Here is a 22,961-nt window from a genome sequence, read left to right as displayed (position 1 = left end):
CCGCCTCTCTTTAATGGAGGGCATTGATCATGCGAATTGGAGGCATCGAAGCAGGCGGTACAAAATTTGTCTGCGGCTACGGAACAACAGACGGAACGATTGAACATATGACTTCCTTTGCAACAGGGAACCCAGAAGAAACATGCCGGCAAGTGATCGAATACTTTACAGAGCATCCAGTTGATGCGATTGGCATAGGCGCATTCGGACCTGTCGATGTAAAAGAACACAGCCCCAGCTATGGAACGATTCTCGAAACACCCAAAACAGCTTGGCGCCAATTCCCTTTACTCTCAACCTTAAAACAAGCACTCGGTCTCCCTATGAAGCTTGATACGGATGTGAACTGTGCGGCGCTCGGTGAAGCTCGTTTTTCAACGGAAACAGACAGACCAAATTCCTTGATCTATATCACGGTTGGGACGGGAATCGGTGGCGGTGCCTATATTGAAAACCGCCTCATTCACGGACTGCTTCATCCAGAAATGGGACATATCACTGTTCAGCGCCACCCTCATGACAACTATGGAGGCTGCTGCCCGATCCACCATGATTGTTTAGAGGGACTAGCATCTGGACCTGCCATAGAAGGCCGCTATCATACATTGGCACAAATGCTGCCAGAGGAGCACCCTGCCTGGTCACTTCAAGCTTATTATCTTGGGCAAATGACCGCAAATTTATTACTCACTCTTTCACCAGAACGCATTATATTTGGTGGAGGTGTCATGAAACAGCCGGCCTTGCTGCCGCTCATCCTTGAAGAAACAGACAAACGTCTTCATGGTTACTTACAATTACCAAAGCCATTAAATGAAATCGTCACAAAGCCTTCCTTTGACGGATTATCTGGTTTAATGGGAGCCATCGCCCTTGGAGCTGATGCCTTAAAGGAACAAGGAGCGGCGCAATGATGATGACGGCAGATACTCGAACCTACCAGCTCATTCAGCGGCTATTTGAAACGAAAGGGTTCGTGAAGCTGGAGGAGCTCACTACCTCTTTTCGCTTATCTGACCGTTCCATCCGCAATCTAATCAAAGAAGCAAACGAGCTGTTAACACAAGCTGGAGCCATGATCAAGACCATCCGCGGGAAAGGGTATACGCTCTTAACAAGTGACCAAGACGCTTTCCTGCTTTGGCTCCATCAGCAAAAGCTTCCTGCCCGCTCTCTCGTCCCCGTCATGCCAGAAGAGCGCATACGATTTATGATGAGAAAACTATTGCTTCAATCAGACTACTTAAAAATTGATCAATTAGCAGAAGAATTGTTCATCAGCCGTATGACAGTCAGCAGTGATTTAAAAAAAGGACGGGAGCTGTTAGCCCGTTACGGTATGACCCTTGTCTCAAAGCCTGGATTTGGCTTAAAAGTAGACGGAGACGAATTGCAAAAAAGGACGTGCTACGCAGACTTACTGCTTGAAGAAGAACCCGCCCTATCTCATATAACTGAGCGGGAACAGCTTCATTTCCCTGACATTTCCCTTGAAACCATTCGATCCATTGTGCTGACAAATCTATATCAAGAATCACTGCTCATTAAAGATATTGCCCTAAAGAATTTAGTGATTCACTTAGCGATTGCCATTCAACAAACGCAAAAAAAACAGCGAATACCCGCCAGTACCACTCATACACAAAGACCGCCAGTGTTAACAAGAATCGCTCAAAAGATCACTCATCAAATAAGCGACACGTTTCATGTCACCTTATCAGAGGATGAAACAGATTACTTGGTGATGCATCTCTTAGCGAATCAAACGTGGAAAGAAATCGATGAGCACCAAACAACAGAAGAAGTACGTCAGGCAGTGACACGATTTCTCCAGCACATTGAAAAAACAAGCGGTCATCGTTTTGTAGATGACGATATCCTGCGTCAAGATTTGATGCTGCATATGAAGCCATTATTAAATCGAATTCAATACGGCGTGTCTTTACAAAATCCGCTTTTGCATGAGATCAAAACTTCTTATCCTTATCCGTTTGATTTGGCCGTCAGCGGACTCAATGCCTTACAGCTGGTGCGGACGCCAAATGAAGATGAAGCGGCATATGTTGCCTTACATATTGCTGCTTCATTTGAAAGAAGTCATCTTGACACCTCGCAAAAAAAGAGGGCCATTATTGTATGCGGATCTGGACTAGGAACGGCACGGCTACTTGAAATTAAATTGAAGGCGGCCTTTCAACATGAGCTTGAGATTGTTGAGCTTTATTCTTATCAGGATTACGCTTTTAGCACGACTTTGCCATGTGATGTGATTATTACAACCGTACCTCTCGCACCAAAGGGGAAACCAATCATTCAAGTGAATGCTTTTTTTGAACATCATGATGTCCAGCGTGTGAGTGAGGTCATTCACCTGTTAAACGGACACGGTGCCCCTTCGCAGGAGCTGATGGCTTTTTTCCAAAAACGATTGACCTTGTTGGATGTGGACCTTTCAAGCAAAGAAGAGGTATTAGATACGCTTTGCAGCCGGCTGGAGGCGCATCAGCTTGTTTCATCTTCTTTTCGTTCCTCCGTGCTGGAGCGGGAGCAAATGTCATCGACCTATCTTGGCAAGGGGATTGCAATGCCTCACCCGCTCATCACAAATGAAGGCACCTCCTGCGTGGCAATTGCACGATTGAAACAGCCAATTGATTGGCAGGGAGATCAAGTATCTCTGATTTTCTTGTTAGCCATTCAGAAAGATGACGCTGCCTGCATGAATCAATTTTTTGAACAAGCTGTCGATTTATTAGACAGTCCTGACCGCCTTCACTCCTTGACACATGCAAGGACATTTGATGAGCTGATGCATGTCCTGTTTCAATAGCACATAAGGCCGCCCAAGTGAAATCGGGCGGCCTTTTATTCATCTATTCCTCACATACAAATCAATCGTATATGACATCTTTTCCTTCTTCCCTTAACTTTTTTAACGACGCCAGCATATGGTTGATTTCTTCATCGGAATGTCTTTCCCAATCGCCTAATTCTGCGACAATTTTCAAAGGGGATTTCGATCGATAGGAACGGGTCGGGTTACCGGGAAATTTTTTGTCAGTCAAATTCGGATCATCTTCAAACTCGCCTGTCGGTTCTACAACATAAATTCTCTCTTTTGCATCAGACCGGGCTAATTCAGCTCCCCATTTGGCTGCATTTAATGTTCCGGTGAAATAGATGTGGTTCGATTGTTTATCCTGATAATTGGATAAATGCAACGGTTCAAGCAGGTCCCCAATCTTCAATTCCGCTTTCGTCCCATGAAAAAACGGCCCATGATCTAAAACATCTTTCTTGTCATTCATACAGCCACATCCCTTATCGTTTTTGACTTGCGTATAACAGTATACGGGCTGATGCGGGCGGAAAACAGTCTATAAATGAGATTAAATTCGGGGTATAATGATAGTAGAGAGTAAGATGTGATCGGTAAACTCCAGCAAGTTGAAAAAACAGCAAGCATACATACAAAGCAGTCTTCTTGAAAGAGATAAAAAGCTGTTAGACGCCATAAAAGAAACTCAAGAAACTAAAAAATTAATTACGGCAACGGAGCAGGAGGAAAAAAAGGGCAAAAAAATGTTGGTGACAGTTTTGGAAATAGCGTATTGATGCCTAGGAAGAAACTCTGAGCAGGATTGAAGAAGATGAGGATAAAGTAGCCAATGAGACGTTTGAGGTCTTGGCATGTTGGCATCAATAATTATATAATTAACTAAATTTTACTTTGGAGGTGCTTTTTGTATGTCTATTCAAGTGGATGATGATGATGTTTTAGAGATGTGTAATATATATGCTCAAGAAACTCATCATAGAGAAGCATTGATTTTAGGAAACAGGAAAGGTCTATTGGAATTAAAAAATGCGATAGATCAGGCTTTAAAAACTGGTAGTGCTGTTGCAAATTTATACCCATCTGATTTTGAAGGATATGAAACTTGTATTGCTTTAGTAGATGATGAAAATAAGTTTGAGAAGTTGATGACTCCTTATGTAGAGCAATATGTACAAGATGATGATGCAATTGATCCAATTGAAATTATTAAAGATTACGATGCTAAAAAAGAAAAGCCCTCCTAATAGGGCTTTTCTTTTTTAGTGGAGTATTGTTCTACCTTTTACAGCTTTGTGTTTACTTGGTACTGATGCTCTCAGAGCATGGTGTATATTAATTTTTGGAGCTACGTGAAAATGCCAGTACCAGTTTGATGATCCTGGTTTTAGTGGTATGACTCCGTTATCAACTGCAAATACTCGTATTTTCTTTTTTCCTTTTTTATGGAACACTTTTACAAGACTCTCGACTTTTCCTTTTCTATTTTTTACATACCAATCGATATGATAGTTCTTCCCAAAACCTTTTATTCTGTTTTTCAAATACTTCAGTGCAACTTTTGCGCCTTTTGATCTTATGGCCCATAAAGCAACTCTTCCTACGGTCATTGCGATTGGTACGAAAAATATTGGTAGTGCTTGTGTTGTGATTTCACTCTGACTACTTTTCGAGTCAAGTTGTTTCATTCGGTTTTCTAAAGCTAAAAATTCTTCATTGTTGAAATATTGATCGATCACTTTATTTTGTTCTGACTCTGTCATGTTTTCAAATTCTTTTTCTGTAAATGGAAGGTTTTCTATGTATTCCCCCATTTTCTTTTCAAGTTCGTCTAATTCTTTGTTAGCTTGTTCATTTTGTAGAACCGTCGGTGTTACTAACGCTTTTAATTCTTGTGAATTGATAGAGTGTGTTTCTGCTGATGCTTCTGATGAAAATGGAGTCCATATTGATATGACAAGAGCTAGGGTAATTAGGGTTAAAAGTGTTTTTTTGAACATTTTGTTTATATTCCTCCTTTTGTATTAAATTCCAAAATCAAGGTTATCAAATCAAAATGAGTGTATCAATGGATTTAAGATAGATTTAAGGAAACTTCTATGATAGACAAATGACACAAGCCGATAAAGTGAACGAACAAAAAAGCCAGCCACCCGCTAATAAGGTGACTGGCTTTTTTCTGTTACTTCCCGATGTTCTCTCCATTTTGCTCGATCAATGTTTCATACCAATAAGAGCTCTTTTTCCGAATTCTCTTCAGGTCTTTCAGGTCAAATTCATCACGGTTGACGTAGATAAAACCGTAACGTTTTGAGCAGCCTTGGTGTGTACTGATTAAGTCGATGGCTGACCACGGACAGTACCCGAATACCTCAACACCGTCAGTGATCGCCCATTTGATTTGTTCAATATGTTTTTCTAAATAATCAATTCGATAATCATCCTGAATCGATCCATCCGCTTCTAACTTGTCAAAAGCGCCTAGTCCGTTTTCCGTAATAATAAGAGGTAGCTGATAGCGGTCGTAAATTTCACGCATCGTTGATCGGAAACCGGTAGGGTCAATCTCCCAGCCAAATGCATTTTTACTTAAGAACGGGTTGTTGCCGCCTTTGTAGACGCCATCTTCACCAGATTTTAAATGCTGATCTCCGCCGCGGGCAAATTCATCATTGCCATCTCCTTTACTCGCTTCAACCGTTTGAGATGTGTAGTAGTTAAAGGCAATGAAGTCTGGCTTTGCACTTTTCAAAATATCCATATCTCCCTCTTCAATCACAGGAAGAATGTCTTTTTCCTTCATGTATGCCCATGCAAGGTTGTTATAACGACCGAATACCGCCATATCAAGATATAGCCAGTTGCGGATCGCATTGTAATTAGCCGCAGCAATGACATCCTCAGGTTTTGGAGATGCCGGGTAAATTAGGGCAATGTTTGGCGCTGGTCCGATTTTCGCCTCAGGCAGCAAACGATGACAAAGCGTCATGGCTTTCGCCTGTGCCACAAGCATATGGTGGTTCTGCTGATATAGTTCTTTTTTTGGATTTTCTAAATTTGGATCCAGTGTACCTAAAGCTGATCCATGTAAGATCATCATGTTTTGTTCATTAATGGTCAGCCAATATTTTACCTTCTCGCCATACTCCTGGAACAAAACCTCCGCATAACGCTCAAACGCATCGACTGTCGAACGATTTGACCATCCGCCTTTCACTTGAAGCGCATGAGGTAAATCAAAGTGATACATCGTCACAATTGGTTCAATGTCATAGCGGCGCAATTCATCAATGAGAGAATGGTAGAAGTCAATTCCCTTTTGATTGATCTCCCCATCTCCATCTGGAATGATACGTGTCCATGCAATGGAGAAACGATAAGCCTTCAAGCCCATTTCTGCAAACATCTTCACGTCCTCTTTATATCGATGATAGTGATCGCTGGCTACCTTAAAATCAGTTGTTCCTTCAGGATAGCTTTCTCTCATATCAATGACTGAAGGTCCCTTGCCATCCTCGTTCCATGCACCTTCTACTTGATAGGCGGAAGTCGATCCGCCCCAGAAAAAGTCTTTTGGAAATGGTGCTAGTGTTGAATATCTCATGATTATGTCCTCCCTTTCTTAAACTAAGTGTAAAAATGATTGTCCTGGTGTCACTTGTTTTTCTTCTGTCTCAATGATATCGCTAAACTCACCGGAATTGGTAATAATCACAGGTGTTGTGACAGAAAGACCCGCTGCTTGAATGGCCTCAATATCAAACTCCGCAAGCAGTTCACCTTCTGTAATGGTTTGGCCCTGCTCAACCTTCGGCGTAAAATGACGGCCCCCAAGTTGTACAGTATCCAGTCCAATATGAATGAGTACTTCTGCCCCACTTTCAGAGGTGAGACCGTATGCATGTCCTGTTGGGAATACCGTTGTCACGACCCCAGTTACTGGTGCAAACAGCTTGCCTTCTGATGGAATAATGGCTGCCCCCTTACCTAAAGCGCCAGATGAGAAGGCTTTATCTTGCACCTCTTCTAGCTTGATGACTTCGCCAGATAAAGGACTTTTCACATGAGCTGCTTTGACACCATGTTCATTTTCAGATGCTGGTGCAGAACTAGCTGCAGGAGCATCTTCTTCATCCACAGGGTCTTTGAATCCAATCAAATAGGTTAAGACGATTGAAAGGACAAATGAAACGGAAATTCCGATTAAGAATCCTGTAAACCCTTGACCATAGAAGATCGGAAGTGTGAGTAAACTCGGAAGACCTGATGCGATCGCAATACTTTGTGAATAACCGATAATGGCACCACCGACACCGGCAGAGATAACCGCTGCAATAAATGGTTTTTTCAAACGAAGTGTGACGCCGTATACAGCAGGCTCTGTAATTCCAAATACAGCAGAAACCGCTGTCGATCCAGCTAATGATTTCAGCTTTTTGTTCTTTGTTTTCAGCATAACACCGATTGAAGCACCGGCTTGTGAAAATACAGCTGGCGCAGTAGCCGGCTTAATATGATCTTTTCCATGAACCGCAATATTATTTAAAATGACTGGCACAAGCCCCCAATGGATACCGAAAATGACAAGAACCTGCCATGCCATCGCAATTAAAGCACCGGCAAGTGTAGGGCTAAAGGAGAATACTTTCAGCAGGACGGCTGCAATTCCGTTCCCTGCATACACACCAAATGGTCCAAATACGATCAGTGTCAGTGGAACGACCGTGACCAGTAAAATCAGTGGTGTAATAAAGTTTTTCACACTTTCATGAATGACTTTGTTAAAGAAACGTTCGATATATCCCATCACAAACACTGCCAAAATAATCGGGATAACCGTTGATGTATAAGACATTAAGACAACCGGAATGCCGAAGAACGACACATCTCCGCCGCCTTTTGTGAGCTCTTGAATAGTCGGGTAGATCAGTGCACCTGCAATCGTCACAGCGACAAATGGATTCGCTTTAAACTTCCTAGCAGAAGTGAATGCGAGCAGCAGCGGCAGGAAGTAGAACAAGCTGTCTGATGCGGCAAATAAAATTTGATACGACGTATCTTCAGGAGATAACCATTTTGCATTGATACAGATGCCTAGAAGTCCTTTTAAAATACCGGCACCCGCCATGACACCTAGAAGCGGTGTGAAAATTCCAGAAACAATGTCGACGAATTTTCCAAAAAGACTTGTACTTTCTTCACTTGATCTTGCAGATGAAGAAGTGGAATCCTCTAATAGATTCGTAAACTCCCCAATCTCTCGATATACCTCTGGTACGGTGTTGCCAATGACCACCTGAAACTGGCCGCCGCTTTCCATGACAGTCACCACACCATTTAATTTTTCAATGGCCGCTTTATCTGCTTTTGATCTGTCATTTAATGTGAAGCGAAGTCTTGTGGCACAGTGAACCAATGAATGAACATTTTTCTCTGTCCCGATATGTTTGATAATGTCTTCTGCTAATTGACGATGACTCATACAAAAACCCCCTTTTTTTCAAAAAAATACGTTTTTAGGCAAAATAAAAACCTAAACGGGCACCAAAAATAGTCGCAACTTGCTATTGCGCTTTTTCAGTGAACGTTTAGGTTTTGCCTGCCGAACAGTCACAATCCTCTAAGACGATCATTGTGAAACCGTATTCTTTTATGTTTATGAGCAAATAGTACCACTCACTTTTTATGATGTCAACGCTTTCTTTTAAAATTCTATCTTTATTTTTCTCGTTTGATGAGTCGATTCAAATGAATCGATAGATAGAGCATCTCCTCTGATGTCAGGTCGCGATGATACGTTTGATACACATATTCCGCGATTTTCTTTGCGCATTCGTACGCCTTCGGATATTTCACTTTAATCAGCTGATATAAATCTTGATCTTCACTGACGAGTAACGTTTCGTTGATGAGACGCTGTACGAAAAAGCGTAAATGTGTGAGAAAACGATAAAAGTTGAGCGAGTCTTCATCAAATTCCATGTTCAAGTGATATTTCACAATGGTCAGTATGGCATTCACTTCTTTTGTGATATTGACCGTTGTATTCATGTCTTCATTGAGCTCTGCATTAATGATATGCATGGCAATAAAGCCCGCTTCATCTTCAGGCAGTTCAATATGAAGACGATCTTCAATCATCTCAAGGCATTCCTTCGCCACGAGAAACTCATCTTTGTATAAACGTTTAATCTCCCAAATCAGCGAATTCTCAATCAAGTGGTTTTTCTTTAATCGTTCGATGGCGTAATGAATATGGTCTGCCAGCGATACATGCAGACTTTCGTTTAATCTTCGGTTCAGCTTTGTATGTGCGTATTGGATCATTTCCTCGGTCACCTTGACGACATCATATGGAACCTCTTGAAGCAACATTTTCATCCGCTCATGTACGGAATGATCTTCTAGGCGGAACACTTTATCAATTAACGCCTCGTCCACCGGGTCGCCGGGACGTCTTTGAAAAGCGATGCCTCTGCCCATGACGACGATTTCTTTTCCTTGTTCATCTATCACACTAATGACATTATTGTTTAGAACCTTTTGAATCTGCATCTCCAAACACCTCCGTCTATAACCAGCCATCTACACTCAAAATATGCTCTCATCTTAACACAACTGTCAAATCACTTGGCGTTTTTATCTGACTTTTGAAATAGATTTAACGATATTTTCACTTCTTTCTTGCTGGTCTGATCCTCCCTCGGCCTGCATACAATACCCCGAGGAGGTGACCTTCGATGAAGGCTTTTTTCTGGTCAGCATCTTTTTTATTCATGTTCATTCTGACTCTCTTTATTCTAGGTATTGTTTTTTGGCTTAGTGGACAAGGCTTAGATCAGCTATGGAGATATGCGCTTATCTGTCTTGTGACAGCCACCGTTCTACACGGCGTTACCACTTGGCTAAAGCAGCATGTCATGCATCATCTATCCAAATAAAAAGGCTGCCCTCCGTATTCAGGCAGCCCTTCCGTTATTCCTTAGATGAGGCGGCTTCTTTCTGAGAAGCACGCAGTTCATCATTAATTTTTTTCGCATCTTCTAAAAACTCTGTTTCAAATCCACTTTTGAGTGCCCACATATAAAATAACAACGCCACAACTGCAATGAGCGCCATATCCCAACCATAATGAATGACGTTATACCCGCCAAATTTATCACTGCCGAGACAAGAAATCGTCATCATCACAAGCAAATACACAACCATCCAAGCACCTGCTTTAAAGTGACGGCCAAAGCCCTTCCACTTCGCTTTTGCTTGATAGTAAAAATAGATTGGCAGACCGATGAGAATAATGAACAGCACCTGACCCGTCAGCGGCCATCTCGCCCAGTACAGTGTCAATGATGCAAAGACAAAACCAAGCGGAGCAATGATGCTGAGTCCTTTAATTCGCAGTGGACGATATAAATCTGTGCCCGTCTTTCTCAGCGTCATTACTGTCACAGGTCCTGTCAAATAGGAAATCAGGGTCGCCACAGAGATAATTTCAGCGAGAACCCCCCATCCTCTAAACAAAAACAGAAAGATAAACGATACGCCTAAGTTAAAAAACATCGCTGGACGAGGCACACCGTAAATTGGGTGCAGACGGCCAAGTACACTCGGCATGTACTTGTTTTTTTCCATCCCATAAATCATACGAGACGTCGTCGCCGTATACGTAATCCCTGTTCCAGAAGGAGAAACGAACGCATCTGCATATAAAATAAGGACAAGCCAGTTGATCCCTAGCGCAATGGCAAGGTCAGCAAATGGCGAGTTGAAATTCAAATGCCCCCAGCCATTCACTATCATTGATGGATCGACAGCCCCAATAAAAGCGATTTGCAGCAGCACATAAATGACCGTTGCAATCAAAATCGATCCAACAATGGCGATTGGAATCGAACGCCCTGGATTTTTCGCTTCTCCTGCCATATTAATCGGGCTTTGGAAGCCATTAAAAGCAAATACAATCCCTGATGTTGCCACAGCTGTGAGCACACTCGCCCAGCCGTTCGGCGCAATACTTGTTCCAGAAGTAAAATTCTCACTATGAAAACCTACGAATAAGAGCGCACCAATTGTTAATCCTGGAATGACGATTTTAAAAACCGTAATGAATGTATTCGCCTTTGAAAACAACCCAACTGTCCAATAATTGAGCAGAAAATAAATCACCAGCAGCACACTTGCCACCATGAGCCCCTCGGTCGTCAAAACCCCTTTTGTGACCAAATGGCTTGTCCACTTTGCCCACTCCCAAGGCCATGAGCTCATGTATTGAACGGAGGCCACTGCCTCAACAGGAATCACTGAGACAATCGCAATCCAGTTTGCCCAAGCGGCGATAAATCCAATAAAAGAGCCGTGTGAATATTGCGTATATTTGACCATTCCGCCTGCCTCTGGAAACATCGACCCGAGTTCACTATAAGACAATGCGATAAATAAAATAACAACCATCCCGATCAACCATGACAAAATAGCAGCAGGGCCGGCGATTTGAGCAGCCCGCCACGCACCAAAGAGCCATCCTGAACCAATGATTGAGCCAAGACCTACCATCATTAAAGCGAAAGTTCCCATCCTACGATGCAAATGATTCATGTTCATAACACCTTTCGATTAAAATACAGAGCATGTGTCGAGCAAGCGCCTTTCTTTTATAGCAGCTCACCTTTCATTCCATTGGCAAATACTTTCTGATCTGAACTTTTATCTTTGTTCATTTTTTTGCCTGTTATATTATCTCTCAATTCTCCATTTTCTGAAATAGTCGAACATGCTTATTTCAAAAGAAAGCGCTTTTTCAACTATTCAATCTATTAGACTGATTAACTACCTTTACCCTTATTTTGAAAAAAACAAAACAAAAAAGAAAGAGGAAATGACTTCCTCTTCCCTCTGAACACGTATCATTCAAAGAAAAAAGGATAAAAGGGAAACCCTCTTATCCTTGTGAGATTGCTTGTTCTTTTTCAATGACAGCTAGTCTTTCTTGAACTTCTTCTTCAGATAAATTGTGCTGTTTCACATAAAGGTTACGTTCGCTTGTGCGGCATTCATGGCTGCAGCTGCGCATATATTTATGCTCGCTTTCTTCTGTTGCAATCATTTTGCGGTTACACGCAGGGTTCGCACAGTTCACATAACGCTCGCAAGGTTCGCCAGTGAAGAAATCTTTTCCTACCACGACGTGCTCTGTTTGATTGACTGGAACCGTTAGGCGGTTATCAAACACATAACATTGACCGTCCCATAGCTTTCCTTGAACTTCTGGGTCTTTTCCGTACGTGACAATTCCACCGTCAAGCTGGGATACATCTTCAAAGCCTTCACGCTTTAACCACCCTGAGAATTTCTCACAGCGTACGCCGCCTGTGCAATACGTCAGAATTTTTTTCCCTTCAAGAATCTCTTTGTTGTCACGAATCCACTCAGGTAATTCACGGAATGTCTCAATGTCAGGGCGCACAGCACCTCTGAAGTGACCGACATCAAACTCATAATCATTACGTGCATCAATCACGACCGTATCAGGTGATTGCATTTGCTCGTAAAATTCAACTGGGCTGAGATGTTTCCCCGTTAATTCTAACGGATTCACATCATCTTCAAGACTTAAATTCACCAATTCATTTCGGTGGCGGACGTGCATTTTCTTAAACGCATGACCATCTGCTTCGTCAATTTTAATTGGCATGGACGCAAAGCGTGGATCTTCTTTCAATGCTTGCATGTACTTGTCCGTCTGCTCAATGGTACCAGAAACGGTTCCGTTTATGCCTTCAGATGAAACAAGAATACGACCTAACAAACCAAGTTCCTTACAGAATGCTAGATGCTCTGCTGTAAACGTTTCTGGATCCTCAATGGGGACATATTGATAGTAAAGTAATACACGATATTGTTTTTCCATATATATAAACACCTCTTAAATTTAATCAAAACATACCATTTTATATCATACAGGAAATACATACCTTAAGGCAATGTCAGCAGTTCAATTCCATAAAACGGAAGAGTCTATGGTCTCATATTGTCCGTTTATTTGACAGAACTTTCTGTAAAATGAGATGATTTAAGTACTATATGATTTCGTAAAGGAGCATAAGTCAATGATCCAGCCAGAAGAGATCGTCAGAAGCGGTCCTAACCAGTTTATTTCTCAAAAGGGGATTTATCATGAAATCGAGTCATTTGTTACTCCCTTTCAGTCACCAGCTATAGTGACAGGATATGACTCATATCAAGCCTTTTCACAGTACACAAAGCTTCCATCCGAGTGGCCTGTTGTTCAGCATAAAGGTTACAGTTCACCAAATGCGATCACACGAATTGCGGAAGAACTCAAGAGTTCAGACGTGATCATCGGGATCGGTGGCGGCACGATTTTAGATACAGCGAAGTCTGTTGCCGACGCTCTCCAAATTGAAGTGATCATGGTGCCGACGATTCCTGGGACATGTGCGGCTTCTACACCGCTCAGCGTCATTTATGATGACAAGGGGAATTTCATGAGGGTCGACTATCATAAGCGGTCCAGCTATCTCACGTTAATTGATCATACTTTTTTGCTTTCATCTCCTCTTTCCTATCTCCAAAGCGGAATTGGGGATACGCTCGCAAAATGGTATGAAGCGGAAGCCATTATTCGCAACACAAAAGGCACCTTGCCGCTCATGGTACATGCTGCATTAAAGCAGGCAGTGTACGTTCGTGACATTCTTCTGACTCATAGTGAAGAAGCCGTTAGCAGTTTAAAAACAGGTCAGCTTTCTCAAGCCTTTGCAGATGTAACAGATACGATCATTACGTTAGCCGGAACAGTCGGCGGCTACGGAGGACGTTATGGCAGAATGGCAGGAGCCCATGCCGTTCATAATGGATTAACATTTATTGATGAAACACATCATGTGTTACATGGACAAAAAGTGGCCTATGGCATTCTCGTTCAACTTGCTGCAGAAAACCGTATGACGGAAGTAGAAGAATTACTTGAGCTTTATCAAACACTCGGATTACCTAGAACGATGCGTGAGCTTGGCATCACAGCTCATCTAGAGGAAGCAGCACATACAGTGGCAAACCATGCTGCAAGTAAAGATGAAACCTTTTGTTTGATTGGAGACTATACGAAAGAGCAAATTGTCGACGCCATTCAAATCATTGAGACCTATCAGCCTCAAAAAACGGTCTGAACATACCGGCAAATAAAAAAGCACAGGCATCCCGCCCGTGCTTTTCTTATATTAAAAATCGAAGTTATCTGGGTCTGGACCCGTGCGCTCATCTTCATTGAGCTGATCAATGACACTCATTTCATGGGCGGACAACTCGAAATCAAATACGTTTGTGTTTTCGATGATTCGGCTCTTCGTCACAGATTTCGGAATGGTGATAATGCCATGCTGCAAGTCCCATCGAAGAATGACTTGCGCCACTGACTTCTCATGTTTTTTCGCAATATCTTGAAGCACCGGATGGTTAAGAAGTTTTCCGCTGCCTAATGGCGACCATGCTTCTACATGAATGCCTTTTGCCTTGCAGTAGTCACGTAAAGGCTCCTGCGTCAGCTTCGGATGCAGCTCAATTTGATTGACCATTGGTACCACTTCTGCCTCTTCTAATAAATCTTCTAAATGGTGCTGATGGAAGTTACACACGCCAATGGCTTTCACGCGGCCATCCTTATACAGCTTTTCTAGCGCCTTCCACGTTTCTTTATATTTGCCTTCAACCGGCCAATGGATTAAATAAAGATCCAATACATCCAGACCAAGTTTGTTCATACTCGTTTCAAAGGCTTCAAGCGTTGACTCATATCCTTGATCACTATTCCACACTTTTGTCGTAATGAACAGATCATCGCGAGAGATGCCTGATTGCTGAATGGCTTTGCCAACACCTTCTTCATTTTGATAGGCCGCTGCTGTATCTATACTGCGATAGCCCGCTTCTAGTGCGTCTTTGACTGCATTTACAGCCTCATCCCCATCTTTTACTTGCCACACACCAAAGCCAAGCTTCGGCATTTTCACTCCGTTTGCTAATGTGACTGTATCTGTTAATCCACTCATCAAACAAACCTCCGCTTCATTTTTGCTTACCATGCACTATACCCGAATGTGCGAAAGATCATGCATGAAGATAAACCATTCATAGACTGAATGATCTCAGATAGTTGACAAAGGTCTAAAATGAACTTGATTTTAGCCCTTTGTCTTCTTTTCAGCGTGATAGAAAACCTTTGCAGCCCTAGGAAGGACGAGTACTGGTGCAGAGCGAATTTGACATTCGTGAGCACCAGCACGCAGGACTGACAAAGAATGCGAGGGTTTGTCTACACGCTGAAACCATTCATATACTGAATGATCTTATTTGATGTATTGTCCCATATCGACTTGATTTGCATCAACGATTTGGTATTCACTGATTCGATTTTTTGTTTTAGAACCATCATATGTCTCTAAAAAGCTTTGGTCATAAAAAGTCAGACCATAAGTTTGCTTTTCGTTCTCGTACACTCTGATCCAATAAGATTCTTTTGAGGCTTTTTTAGCCTCGTTTATTTTCTTTAATTGAATACCCGAAAATTTTTTCAGCAACTTTTGAATATCCTCTTTCTTATCCACTACAACGCGCTCATCATCATGCTCAATTTGAATAGAAGTCACTTTATCTTTATCAATCGAGACCACATCATCAAAAGCATATGTTTTGGCATTGATCATAAAATAAAGACCTATTCCGATGAAAATAACGACTACTAAACCAATGATCCACTTCTTCAACCTAACTCCTCCTTCAATTCACGCCATCCCTATACAAACAGCGAGGTCCAATCATCCTCCTCAGAGAATACTTGAATCCCATGCTGTTTCAGCAAGGCAGACGTCACACCGTCCCCAGCCTTTGTCTTCCCGTTAAACTCTCCCCGATAGATCATCCGGCTTCCGCAAGAAGGGCTGTACTCTTTTAACACGACGGATGTTGCGCCAAGAGTCTGAACCTGCTTAAGCGTGTCTTGTGCACCATTTACATACATCTCTGTCACATCTGTTCCATGAACATCAACAACAGAAGCCTGCCCCCGTAAGACATCATGACCATCTCCACCAATAATTTCTGCGGGAGGTCTTGGTGTAGAGAAGCCGCCAAGCAGCTCAGGACAAACTGTTACCGCCTTTCCTTCCTGCACAAGCTCCTCGATACGTTGATCTAATCGATGGCTGCCATTATAACGGACCTTTAATCCCGCAAGACAAGCGCTAACAACGATCATGTATGTTCCTCATTTCTATGTATTGAACGTTTTTTGCTGACTTTAAAATAAATCCATAAAGGCAAACAGAGTATCGTGTACATCAGAAAGGGCAGAGCACAATACAAAACAGCCGCCCACATGGACCCTTCAACTCCTGTGATCCCAAAAAAATAAACAAATAATAGCAAGCTGACAAACAATCCGACGAACGGCATGATAAAAATAGATTTTTTAAAATTCTCCATCATCTCTTTCACCAACACGGCTCCCTCCCTCAATCATCATCACGAATAACGTCAATATATGTTAATTTTACCATAAAAAAACCGAAAGCATCTAGTTTATAGAAAGCTTTCGGTCCGTTATTTATATCTTTTCCTTCCAAGCCTTTAAGAAGCGCTCAATAACCTGTAACTCGTCTTCATTAAATTCATGGAGGAATTCTAAGTAGGAGGAGACTGCCTGTTCATGAAGCTCATCATGCAGTGCCGCAAGCTGTGTGCCTTCCTCTGTGAGTGAATAATAGACGGATTTCTTGTCACCTTGCCGGTGGCAATAGTCGACCATGCCTTTTTCGATGAGCTTTTTCACAGCCTTTGTAATGGCTGGTTTTGATAGTTTTAGTTGTTGTGAAAGAAATGTATTATTGGATTCATTAGGGTTTGCTTGAATCATAGATAAAATATGAAGCTGTGTAAGTGTCCAATCTTGCTTGAGTGTATCAGTCGTGGTAATCAGTGGATCTGTTGGATCGTTCCGTTTCTTTTCCCTATGCATAATCAAATCTTGAATCGCTTTTAAGACAATCTGCTCGTTTGTTTCCATCTGAACCTCCACTCTTAACTGGTTAATAAAATGGTACTAATAATCAATAAAGGAGTCAAAAGAAATGTGGGGATGAGGAAAAGAATGGGTCATCAGACCTGATAAATAAGAGAACTTTTTTACTAGATTACAAGAGACCGCACAATTTCCTTTTCTTTGCTATTATTTATGATAGGTAACCCTCAATCAAAAAAAGAAGGTGAGAGAATGAAAACAGAGCAGCAAATGGCCATTCGCCAGTTAGAAGAAAAAATAAATTTGTTTTCTTCTGTTGTAAACGGATCGTTCCTATCAACGGAAGATTTCGTTCTATCAAACACGCATATATCAACTGACACGTTCAATTTGTTATTACCCATTTCAGCGCACATACAAGATCAACAAAAAGTGGAAGCTGCCATCGAACAAATGCAGCAACAGCAACTAACATTCAGCACATGGATCACTCAAAGCCTGCTTCACCCCGATTGGTCGAATATCATGCAGAAATATGGGTTTCAAGAAGTGGAACGCAATACCATCATGATGCTTGAACATACAAACGACATCGATCAAAGGACCTCTCAATCGCTTACGATCAAGGAAGTGACTGACGATCAAACTTTTCTCGATTATCAACATTTATTTACCGAACTTTTCGAAGGATCACCTGAGGCAATCGCTTTAAACAGCTATTTCCAGCGCTTTTCGATTGAACGATTACACCCGAGTACCCGCATGTTCGTTGGATATGAACACAACAAACCGGTCACAACGGGCTTATTGATCGAAACAGCAGACAGCTACGGTATTTATGATGTCATCACAAAGGCAGAACACCGCGGAAGAGGACTTGGCAGTGACATGTTTCATTACCTTCTGACCCAGACAGATAACAAACAAAAGTGTGTGATGTTACAAGCCTCAAATGGCGGCAAACATATCTATCAGCGTGCCGGATTTCAACCAATTGGAGAAATGGTAGTTTTTGAATAGAAGATGACATTTTTCCTGACGTATCAAGGGCAAAGAAAGGCATCCTGTCTCTTCTTTGCTTCCAACATCTCACCACAAAAATGAATGTACATTCATTCACTCCTTTGGTACATTTAAAAAAAGGAGCTGAAAAAACAGATGGTTCGACCAGGCGATCAATTTCAAACAAGCAAAACCTATACGCATGAAGATGTGATTCAATTTGGAAACATGACAGGTGATCTTGGCAAACATCATACCGTGCTAGATGATCAAGGCAGGCTCATGGTACACGGTTTTCTCACAGCAAGTCTAGCCACGAAGCTTGGCGGTCAGTTTCATTTTATCGGTCAAGAGATGACATGTACCTTCATTCGCCCTGTTTATACAGGTGACACCATTACCTGTCAGATGGCCGTCACCAAGGTAGAACCCCTTGAAAAATACCATCGTGTCCACCTTTTTTCCCGTTATATCAATCAGCATGGAGAAGAAGTCATTACTGGTAAAAGCGAAGGTGTGGTTTTAAAAAAATAAAAAGCTGCCTACGAGGAGGCAGCTAACTAACACGAAAACGTTCTTATTCTCTTCTATTCAGCGTGATGCTGACGATCCATATAAAGCGGCGGTCTCTTTAATGAAATCACTGCACAGCTAAAGGCAATCAGCACAAAAATAGCGCCGAATTTAGCCAAATCAACAGATGAACCAGTCATTGTAAACATGACGCCGCCCACTGCTGATCCAATGGAAATCCCAATTTGCAAAGCGGATGTATTTAAACTTTGCTGAATATCAGACGTTACAGGGTCTGTTTGAATCAAATAGCTCTGCAAAGCAGGTGTCAGTGCCCAGCTAAGAGCACCCCAGAGGACAACCATCACCATAAAGAGCATAAACACTCCCGCTGTATAAGGAAGGATAAACATCACAATGGCAAACGCCATGGTCACAAGCAAAATGGCTTTTCCTGATCCTAGTTTGTCACTCAGCCAGCCGCCAAACCCATTCCCGCCAATTGACGCAAGCCCGAAGACCAAATAACAAATACTAATCCAAAACGGAGTCATATGGAGAACTTCCATCAGAAATGGCGTGAAATAAGAATACAGCATATAATGACCAGCAAGCATGAACAAACTAATCAAATGTGCACTGAAAATTTTCGGATGCCCTAAAGAACGAATTTGTTCTTTAAGCGGCGTGACTTTTTCAACAGGCATTTTCTCCAATAGAAAATAAATGAGTACCATAGATATGGCTGACAGAATACTGATTCCTAAAAACATCACTCTCCAGCCAAAGCTCTCTGTAATAAAAATACCGATCGGTACACCGAGAACAAGTGATGAGCTAATCCCAATAAAAATCAGACCTAATGCTTTCGCTCTATGCGCCGGTTCCACCAGCTTGGCCGTAATCGTCAATGATAACACCACAACAAGCGCTGTACTCATGGCAATCAAGACCCTAGAGATCATGACAAGGGCAAAGGTGGAACTAAAATATGTGAATACATTGCCTAATGTAAAGACCAATAATGCGATTAAATAAAGACGCTTTCGTTCGATTTTGGCTGTGACGGTCAGTAGCACCGGTGCTGAAATAGCATACACAATCGCAAATACCGTGATCAGCTGCCCAGCTGTCGCAAGAGACACATTGAGATCCTCTGCTAAACTTGGCAAAATGCCCCCGACCACAAGCTCAACTAATCCAACCGCAAAAGTAGAAACAGCTAATAAATAAACTCTCCAGTTCATGTCTAACATCCCTTCTCTATATCATGGCTTTCACTTTTGATACAGGGTGCAGACAAACAAAAAAACCCTGATTACAAAAAAGGAAAGCGCGCTTTTGTAATCAGGATTTATCGGATCCTGGTAGAAACCCTCAAACCATATTATTGAGGTTATACAAGTCTATTTTTTTCTTCAAATATATTAGCATAGCCTTCCATAACGTGCAAGCTGCAAAAACAGAAAATGTTTGCCAATGGCTCTTCGACATAAACGACCTCAGAAAGGCATGAAATGAACTTGCGGACCAACTTGCTTTCTCCCCCATTTACAGGTAAACTGATGAAAAATCAACGAACAAGGATCAACGTAGATCTGGAATAGTAGCTTGAATCGATCTTTACCAGAGAGGGAACGGTGCTGAGAAGTTCCTACTGACATCTTCAAGTGAACCTGCCGATTTAGTTCTGTTTCATACAGCGGTTCATACCGTTATCATGATCGAGTGTAAAGCTGTGCTTTAAATTAGGGTGGTACCACCAGGAATGGTCCCTAACTTAAAGTACAGCTTTTTTGTTTTTAAAAAGGAGGAACCTGCAATGTCAAAGAAACAATTTGTTGAGAAAATTACAAGCATGGAAGACGACTTTGCCCAGTGGTATACAGATGTTGTCACAAAGGCGCGTCTCGTCGATTATTCAAGCGTTAGAGGCAGTATGATCATTCAGCCATACGGTTTTAAAATTTGGGAGAATATTCGCGACGAACTTGATCGTCAAATCAAAGAAACGGGTCACGAGAATGTCTATATGCCGCTCTTTATCCCAGAAAGCCTTCTCCAGCAGGAAAAAGATCATATCGAAGGCTTTGCTCCTGAAGTGGCGTGGGTGACACATGGCGGTGATTCGGAATTACAAGAAAGACTCTGCGTCAGACCAACCTCTGAAGTGCTGTTCGCCGAGCATTATAAAAACATCATTCATTCCTATCGTGATTTACCAAAGCTATATAACCAATGGGCCAATGTCGTCCGCTGGGAAAAGACAACACGTCCATTCCTTAGAACCCTTGAATTCCTCTGGCAGGAAGGGCACACTTGTCACGAGACTGAGCAAGAAGCGATTGAAGAAACAGAAAAAATGCTCCATGTCTATGCGTCTATTTGTGAAGAGCTTCTAGCGATCCCTGTCATTAAAGGAAGAAAAACAGAGAAAGAAAAATTCGCTGGCGCTCGCTTCACCTATACGGTTGAAAGCTTGATGCATGACGGAAAAGCCCTGCAAACCGCCACTTCTCACTTCTTCGGCAACGGATTTGCCAAGGCGTTTGGCATTGAATTTTTAAATCGAGAAGGAAAATTAGAGCATGTCCAACAAACATCATGGGGCTTCACCACAAGAATCATTGGCGCTATGATCATGGTGCATGGCGATGACAGAGGGCTTGTCCTGCCGCCAAACATTGCGCCAACCCAAGTACGTGTTGTGCCAATTGCTTCCCATAAAGAAGGTGTCCTCGATCATGCCTATGAATTAAAGGATCGACTCGCCCGCATCGCACGCGCTGACATCGATGCAAGTGATAAACAGCCTGGCTGGAAATTCAACGAATGCGAAATGCAGGGCATCCCATTACGCATAGAAGTAGGACCAAAGGATATGGAAAAAGGCCAGGTCATGCTCGCAAGACGAGACACTGGTGAAAAGCAAGCCGTCACATTAGATGCACTTGAACAAACCATCACGTCCACGCTTGAAGACATTCAACAGACGATGTACGAAAAAGCAAAAGAACGATTACATGAAAAAACATCAAACGCCCACACAATCGAAGACATCGAGCAGCTTCTTGCCGAAGAAAACAGGTTGATCAAAGCCATGTGGTGCGGTGATGAAGACTGCGAAAACGACATCAAAGAGAGAACAGGGGCGACATCACGCTGTATCCCGTTTGAACAAGAATCCGTTTCTGACACATGTGTCTGCTGCGGGAAACCTGCTTCTGATATGGTGTTCTGGGCAAAAGCCTATTAATCATACTTCAAATTGTTGACAAAGGGCTAAAATGAACTTTATTTTAGCCCTTTGTCTTCTTTTCAGCGTGACGGAAAGCCTTTGGACTCTAGGAAAGACGAGCACTTGCGCGGAGCGAAATTAAAAATCATGAGCGCCAGCATGCAAGGCTGACAAAGAATGCAAGGGTTTGTCTATACGCTGAAGCATCTTATACGATGCTTCTTTTTTGTTAAAAAGAGCCAAATATCCATTGACCTCCTTCACACAATCCCCTATAATTCATATTAATATAATCGGTTTTTAAGACTTTAACTGGAGTGGTGATCTATGAAGCGCTGGCTCTCAATTTTTAACGAACGCTGTCCAAAATGTAAAACAGCATTAGATGTCTCGAAGTCCAATGCCTTGCAAGGCAAAGTCGTGAAAACATGCCCCAATCTTCATTATCAAAAAGAGTACCACCCTGCACTTGAAACGTATATCGAGCACGATGACATAAAATAAAAAAGACCAACACATGGAAAAGAGCCCTTGCTCTCAGTTGTTGGTCTTTTTCTTATAATAAATCCACCCAGATTTTGATCGCTGTGGCTGTAATCATCACGGCAAGCGCCCATTGCAAATAAACGGCATTGATTTTCTGGCCAATTTTCGCCCCAATCGGCGCGGCCATCAAACTGGCTACCATTAAGACAAGAGCAGGCAAGAACATGACTTGACCAGTCAGCACTTTCCCAGCCGATGCGCCGATCGCAGAGAGAAACGTAATCGCCAAAGACGAGGCAATCGTCATCCGCACAGGGATTTTGAGAATCGATAGCATCACCGGCACTAAAATAAAGGCACCGCCTGCACCTAATACACCCGATACACTTCCGATCACAAAGGCAATACCAGCCGCCAGTCCTTTATGAAAGGTCACCTCTCCATCCGCTTCTGCCTGCTGACCTTTTTTCGGAACAAGCATTAAAATGACAGCGACAATGGCAAGCAGGCCATAGACTACATTGATGCCTTTCTCTGGAAGGAAATGTGATAAATAGCTGCCTAATAAACTCCCTGCCAATATACTGCTCCCCATATATAAAATCAATGGTCGATGTAAAAATCCGCTTTTTCGATACGCCAGCACACCGCCGAGTGTCGAAAATAGTACTTGAATGGCACCAATCCCTGAAACCTCGTGTGCCGATAATGCCATCACTCCGACAAGAGGCGGGATATAAAGCAGCATGGGATAGTTGATCACCGATCCTCCTATTCCGACCATTCCTGATAAGAAGGAACCAATAAATCCGATGATAAATAAAGTAATGAAAAATGCAAAATCCACGCTG

General features: G+C 42.3%; 22 protein-coding genes and 1 riboswitch. Of the genes, 9 read left to right on the top strand and 13 right to left on the bottom strand.

What is annotated here, in order from left to right; genetic code table 11:
• Positions 1 to 29: 29 nt before the first annotated feature.
• Together NST73_RS01400 and NST73_RS01395 are read left to right on the top strand one after the other, a co-directional pair.
• Positions 30 to 914 carry an ROK family protein gene (locus NST73_RS01400; RefSeq protein WP_342499318.1) on the top strand — a complete coding sequence of 295 codons (885 nt, stop codon included), beginning with the start codon at positions 30 to 32 and terminating at the stop codon, positions 912 to 914.
• Entirely contained in the window at positions 911 to 2,830 is a 1,920-nt protein-coding gene (locus NST73_RS01395) for a BglG family transcription antiterminator (RefSeq protein ID WP_342499317.1), read from the top strand. Before NST73_RS01400 ends, NST73_RS01395 begins: the two co-directional genes overlap by 4 nt.
• 61 nt (positions 2,831 to 2,891) lie before the next feature.
• On the opposite strand, the gene arr is transcribed toward NST73_RS01395, so the two are convergent.
• On the bottom strand, positions 2,892 to 3,308 hold the full coding sequence (gene arr / locus NST73_RS01390; RefSeq protein WP_342499316.1) for an NAD(+)--rifampin ADP-ribosyltransferase: 417 nt from the start codon (positions 3,306 to 3,308) through the stop codon (positions 2,892 to 2,894).
• A gap of 439 nt (positions 3,309 to 3,747) precedes the next feature.
• On the opposite strand from arr, the gene NST73_RS01385 reads away from it, so the two are divergent.
• The gene (locus tag NST73_RS01385) at positions 3,748 to 4,083 is read left to right on the top strand and encodes a hypothetical protein (protein WP_203144058.1); all 336 of its coding nucleotides are present in this window, start codon (positions 3,748 to 3,750) and stop codon (positions 4,081 to 4,083) included.
• 15 nt (positions 4,084 to 4,098) lie between these two features.
• Here the strand turns inward: NST73_RS01385 and NST73_RS01380 are convergent, their stop codons facing one another.
• From NST73_RS01380 to NST73_RS01365, 4 genes are all read right to left on the bottom strand, one after another.
• Complete coding sequence (locus tag NST73_RS01380; protein ID WP_203144057.1) at positions 4,099 to 4,836, bottom strand: hypothetical protein; 738 nt, start codon at positions 4,834 to 4,836, stop codon at positions 4,099 to 4,101.
• A gap of 182 nt (positions 4,837 to 5,018) precedes the next feature.
• A complete protein-coding gene (locus NST73_RS01375) occupies positions 5,019 to 6,440 on the bottom strand; it encodes a glycoside hydrolase family 1 protein (RefSeq protein WP_008343856.1) in 1,422 nt (473 codons plus the stop codon).
• 18 nt (positions 6,441 to 6,458) lie between these two features.
• Positions 6,459 to 8,318 (bottom strand): beta-glucoside-specific PTS transporter subunit IIABC, encoded by a 1,860-nt coding sequence (locus NST73_RS01370; protein ID WP_008343857.1) that lies wholly within the window; start codon positions 8,316 to 8,318, stop codon positions 6,459 to 6,461.
• A gap of 236 nt (positions 8,319 to 8,554) precedes the next feature.
• Complete coding sequence (locus NST73_RS01365) at positions 8,555 to 9,391, bottom strand: PRD domain-containing protein (protein ID WP_008343858.1); 837 nt, start codon at positions 9,389 to 9,391, stop codon at positions 8,555 to 8,557.
• 185 nt (positions 9,392 to 9,576) lie between these two features.
• Here NST73_RS01365 and NST73_RS01360 point away from each other — a divergent pair, with 185 nt between their 5' ends.
• Positions 9,577 to 9,777 carry a hypothetical protein gene (locus NST73_RS01360; RefSeq protein ID WP_035390601.1) on the top strand — a complete coding sequence of 67 codons (201 nt, stop codon included), beginning with the start codon at positions 9,577 to 9,579 and terminating at the stop codon, positions 9,775 to 9,777.
• A 34-nt stretch (positions 9,778 to 9,811) separates the two neighbouring features.
• On the opposite strand, the gene NST73_RS01355 is transcribed toward NST73_RS01360, so the two are convergent.
• Together NST73_RS01355 and NST73_RS01350 are read right to left on the bottom strand one after the other, a co-directional pair.
• Complete coding sequence (locus tag NST73_RS01355) at positions 9,812 to 11,431, bottom strand: APC family permease (protein WP_024719047.1); 1,620 nt, start codon at positions 11,429 to 11,431, stop codon at positions 9,812 to 9,814.
• 343 nt (positions 11,432 to 11,774) lie between these two features.
• Positions 11,775 to 12,743: a rhodanese-related sulfurtransferase gene (locus NST73_RS01350; RefSeq protein ID WP_007498459.1), complete on the bottom strand. Its 969-nt coding sequence runs from the start codon at positions 12,741 to 12,743 to the stop codon at positions 11,775 to 11,777.
• Between the two features lie 199 nt (positions 12,744 to 12,942).
• Here NST73_RS01350 and NST73_RS01345 point away from each other — a divergent pair, with 199 nt between their 5' ends.
• On the top strand, positions 12,943 to 14,025 hold the full coding sequence (locus NST73_RS01345) for an iron-containing alcohol dehydrogenase family protein (RefSeq protein WP_058336291.1): 1,083 nt from the start codon (positions 12,943 to 12,945) through the stop codon (positions 14,023 to 14,025).
• A gap of 51 nt (positions 14,026 to 14,076) precedes the next feature.
• Here the strand turns inward: NST73_RS01345 and NST73_RS01340 are convergent, their stop codons facing one another.
• From NST73_RS01340 to NST73_RS01325, 4 genes are all read right to left on the bottom strand, one after another.
• Entirely contained in the window at positions 14,077 to 14,904 is an 828-nt protein-coding gene (locus NST73_RS01340; RefSeq protein WP_008343867.1) for an aldo/keto reductase, read from the bottom strand.
• A 297-nt stretch (positions 14,905 to 15,201) separates the two neighbouring features.
• Positions 15,202 to 15,618: a DUF5301 domain-containing protein gene (locus NST73_RS01335; protein WP_008343869.1), complete on the bottom strand. Its 417-nt coding sequence runs from the start codon at positions 15,616 to 15,618 to the stop codon at positions 15,202 to 15,204.
• 29 nt (positions 15,619 to 15,647) lie between these two features.
• Positions 15,648 to 16,109, bottom strand: coding sequence for a DUF523 domain-containing protein (locus NST73_RS01330; RefSeq protein ID WP_039169309.1), 462 nt, complete (start codon positions 16,107 to 16,109; stop codon positions 15,648 to 15,650).
• Positions 16,110 to 16,457: 348 nt separating this feature from the next.
• Complete coding sequence (locus NST73_RS01325) at positions 16,458 to 16,916, bottom strand: MarR family transcriptional regulator (RefSeq protein ID WP_024719151.1); 459 nt, start codon at positions 16,914 to 16,916, stop codon at positions 16,458 to 16,460.
• Positions 16,917 to 17,123: 207 nt separating this feature from the next.
• On the opposite strand from NST73_RS01325, the gene NST73_RS01320 reads away from it, so the two are divergent.
• Together NST73_RS01320 and NST73_RS01315 are read left to right on the top strand one after the other, a co-directional pair.
• On the top strand, positions 17,124 to 17,891 hold the full coding sequence (locus NST73_RS01320; protein ID WP_203144053.1) for a GNAT family N-acetyltransferase: 768 nt from the start codon (positions 17,124 to 17,126) through the stop codon (positions 17,889 to 17,891).
• Between the two features lie 138 nt (positions 17,892 to 18,029).
• A complete protein-coding gene (locus tag NST73_RS01315) occupies positions 18,030 to 18,407 on the top strand; it encodes a hotdog domain-containing protein (protein ID WP_203144052.1) in 378 nt (125 codons plus the stop codon).
• 53 nt (positions 18,408 to 18,460) lie between these two features.
• Here NST73_RS01315 and NST73_RS01310 read toward each other — a convergent pair whose 3' ends face one another.
• Positions 18,461 to 19,633, bottom strand: coding sequence for an MFS transporter (locus NST73_RS01310; protein WP_072367560.1), 1,173 nt, complete (start codon positions 19,631 to 19,633; stop codon positions 18,461 to 18,463).
• Positions 19,634 to 19,710: 77 nt separating this feature from the next.
• Positions 19,711 to 19,810, bottom strand: a riboswitch (purine riboswitch).
• Positions 19,811 to 20,208: 398 nt separating this feature from the next.
• Here NST73_RS01310 and proS point away from each other — a divergent pair.
• Entirely contained in the window at positions 20,209 to 21,642 is a 1,434-nt protein-coding gene (gene proS / locus NST73_RS01305; protein ID WP_017358725.1) for a proline--tRNA ligase, read from the top strand.
• Positions 21,643 to 21,951: 309 nt separating this feature from the next.
• The gene (locus tag NST73_RS01300) at positions 21,952 to 22,128 is read left to right on the top strand and encodes a hypothetical protein (RefSeq protein ID WP_164071373.1); all 177 of its coding nucleotides are present in this window, start codon (positions 21,952 to 21,954) and stop codon (positions 22,126 to 22,128) included.
• A gap of 52 nt (positions 22,129 to 22,180) precedes the next feature.
• On the opposite strand, the gene NST73_RS01295 is transcribed toward NST73_RS01300, so the two are convergent.
• A complete protein-coding gene (locus NST73_RS01295; protein WP_144679753.1) occupies positions 22,181 to 22,957 on the bottom strand; it encodes a sulfite exporter TauE/SafE family protein in 777 nt (258 codons plus the stop codon).
• Between the last annotated feature and the right edge of the window lie 4 nt (positions 22,958 to 22,961).

Source organism: Bacillus sp. FSL W7-1034, assembly GCF_038593365.1.
GTDB classification, from domain to species: domain Bacteria; phylum Bacillota; class Bacilli; order Bacillales; family Bacillaceae; genus Bacillus; species Bacillus altitudinis.
This window is presented reverse-complemented; position numbering and strand designations above follow the sequence as displayed.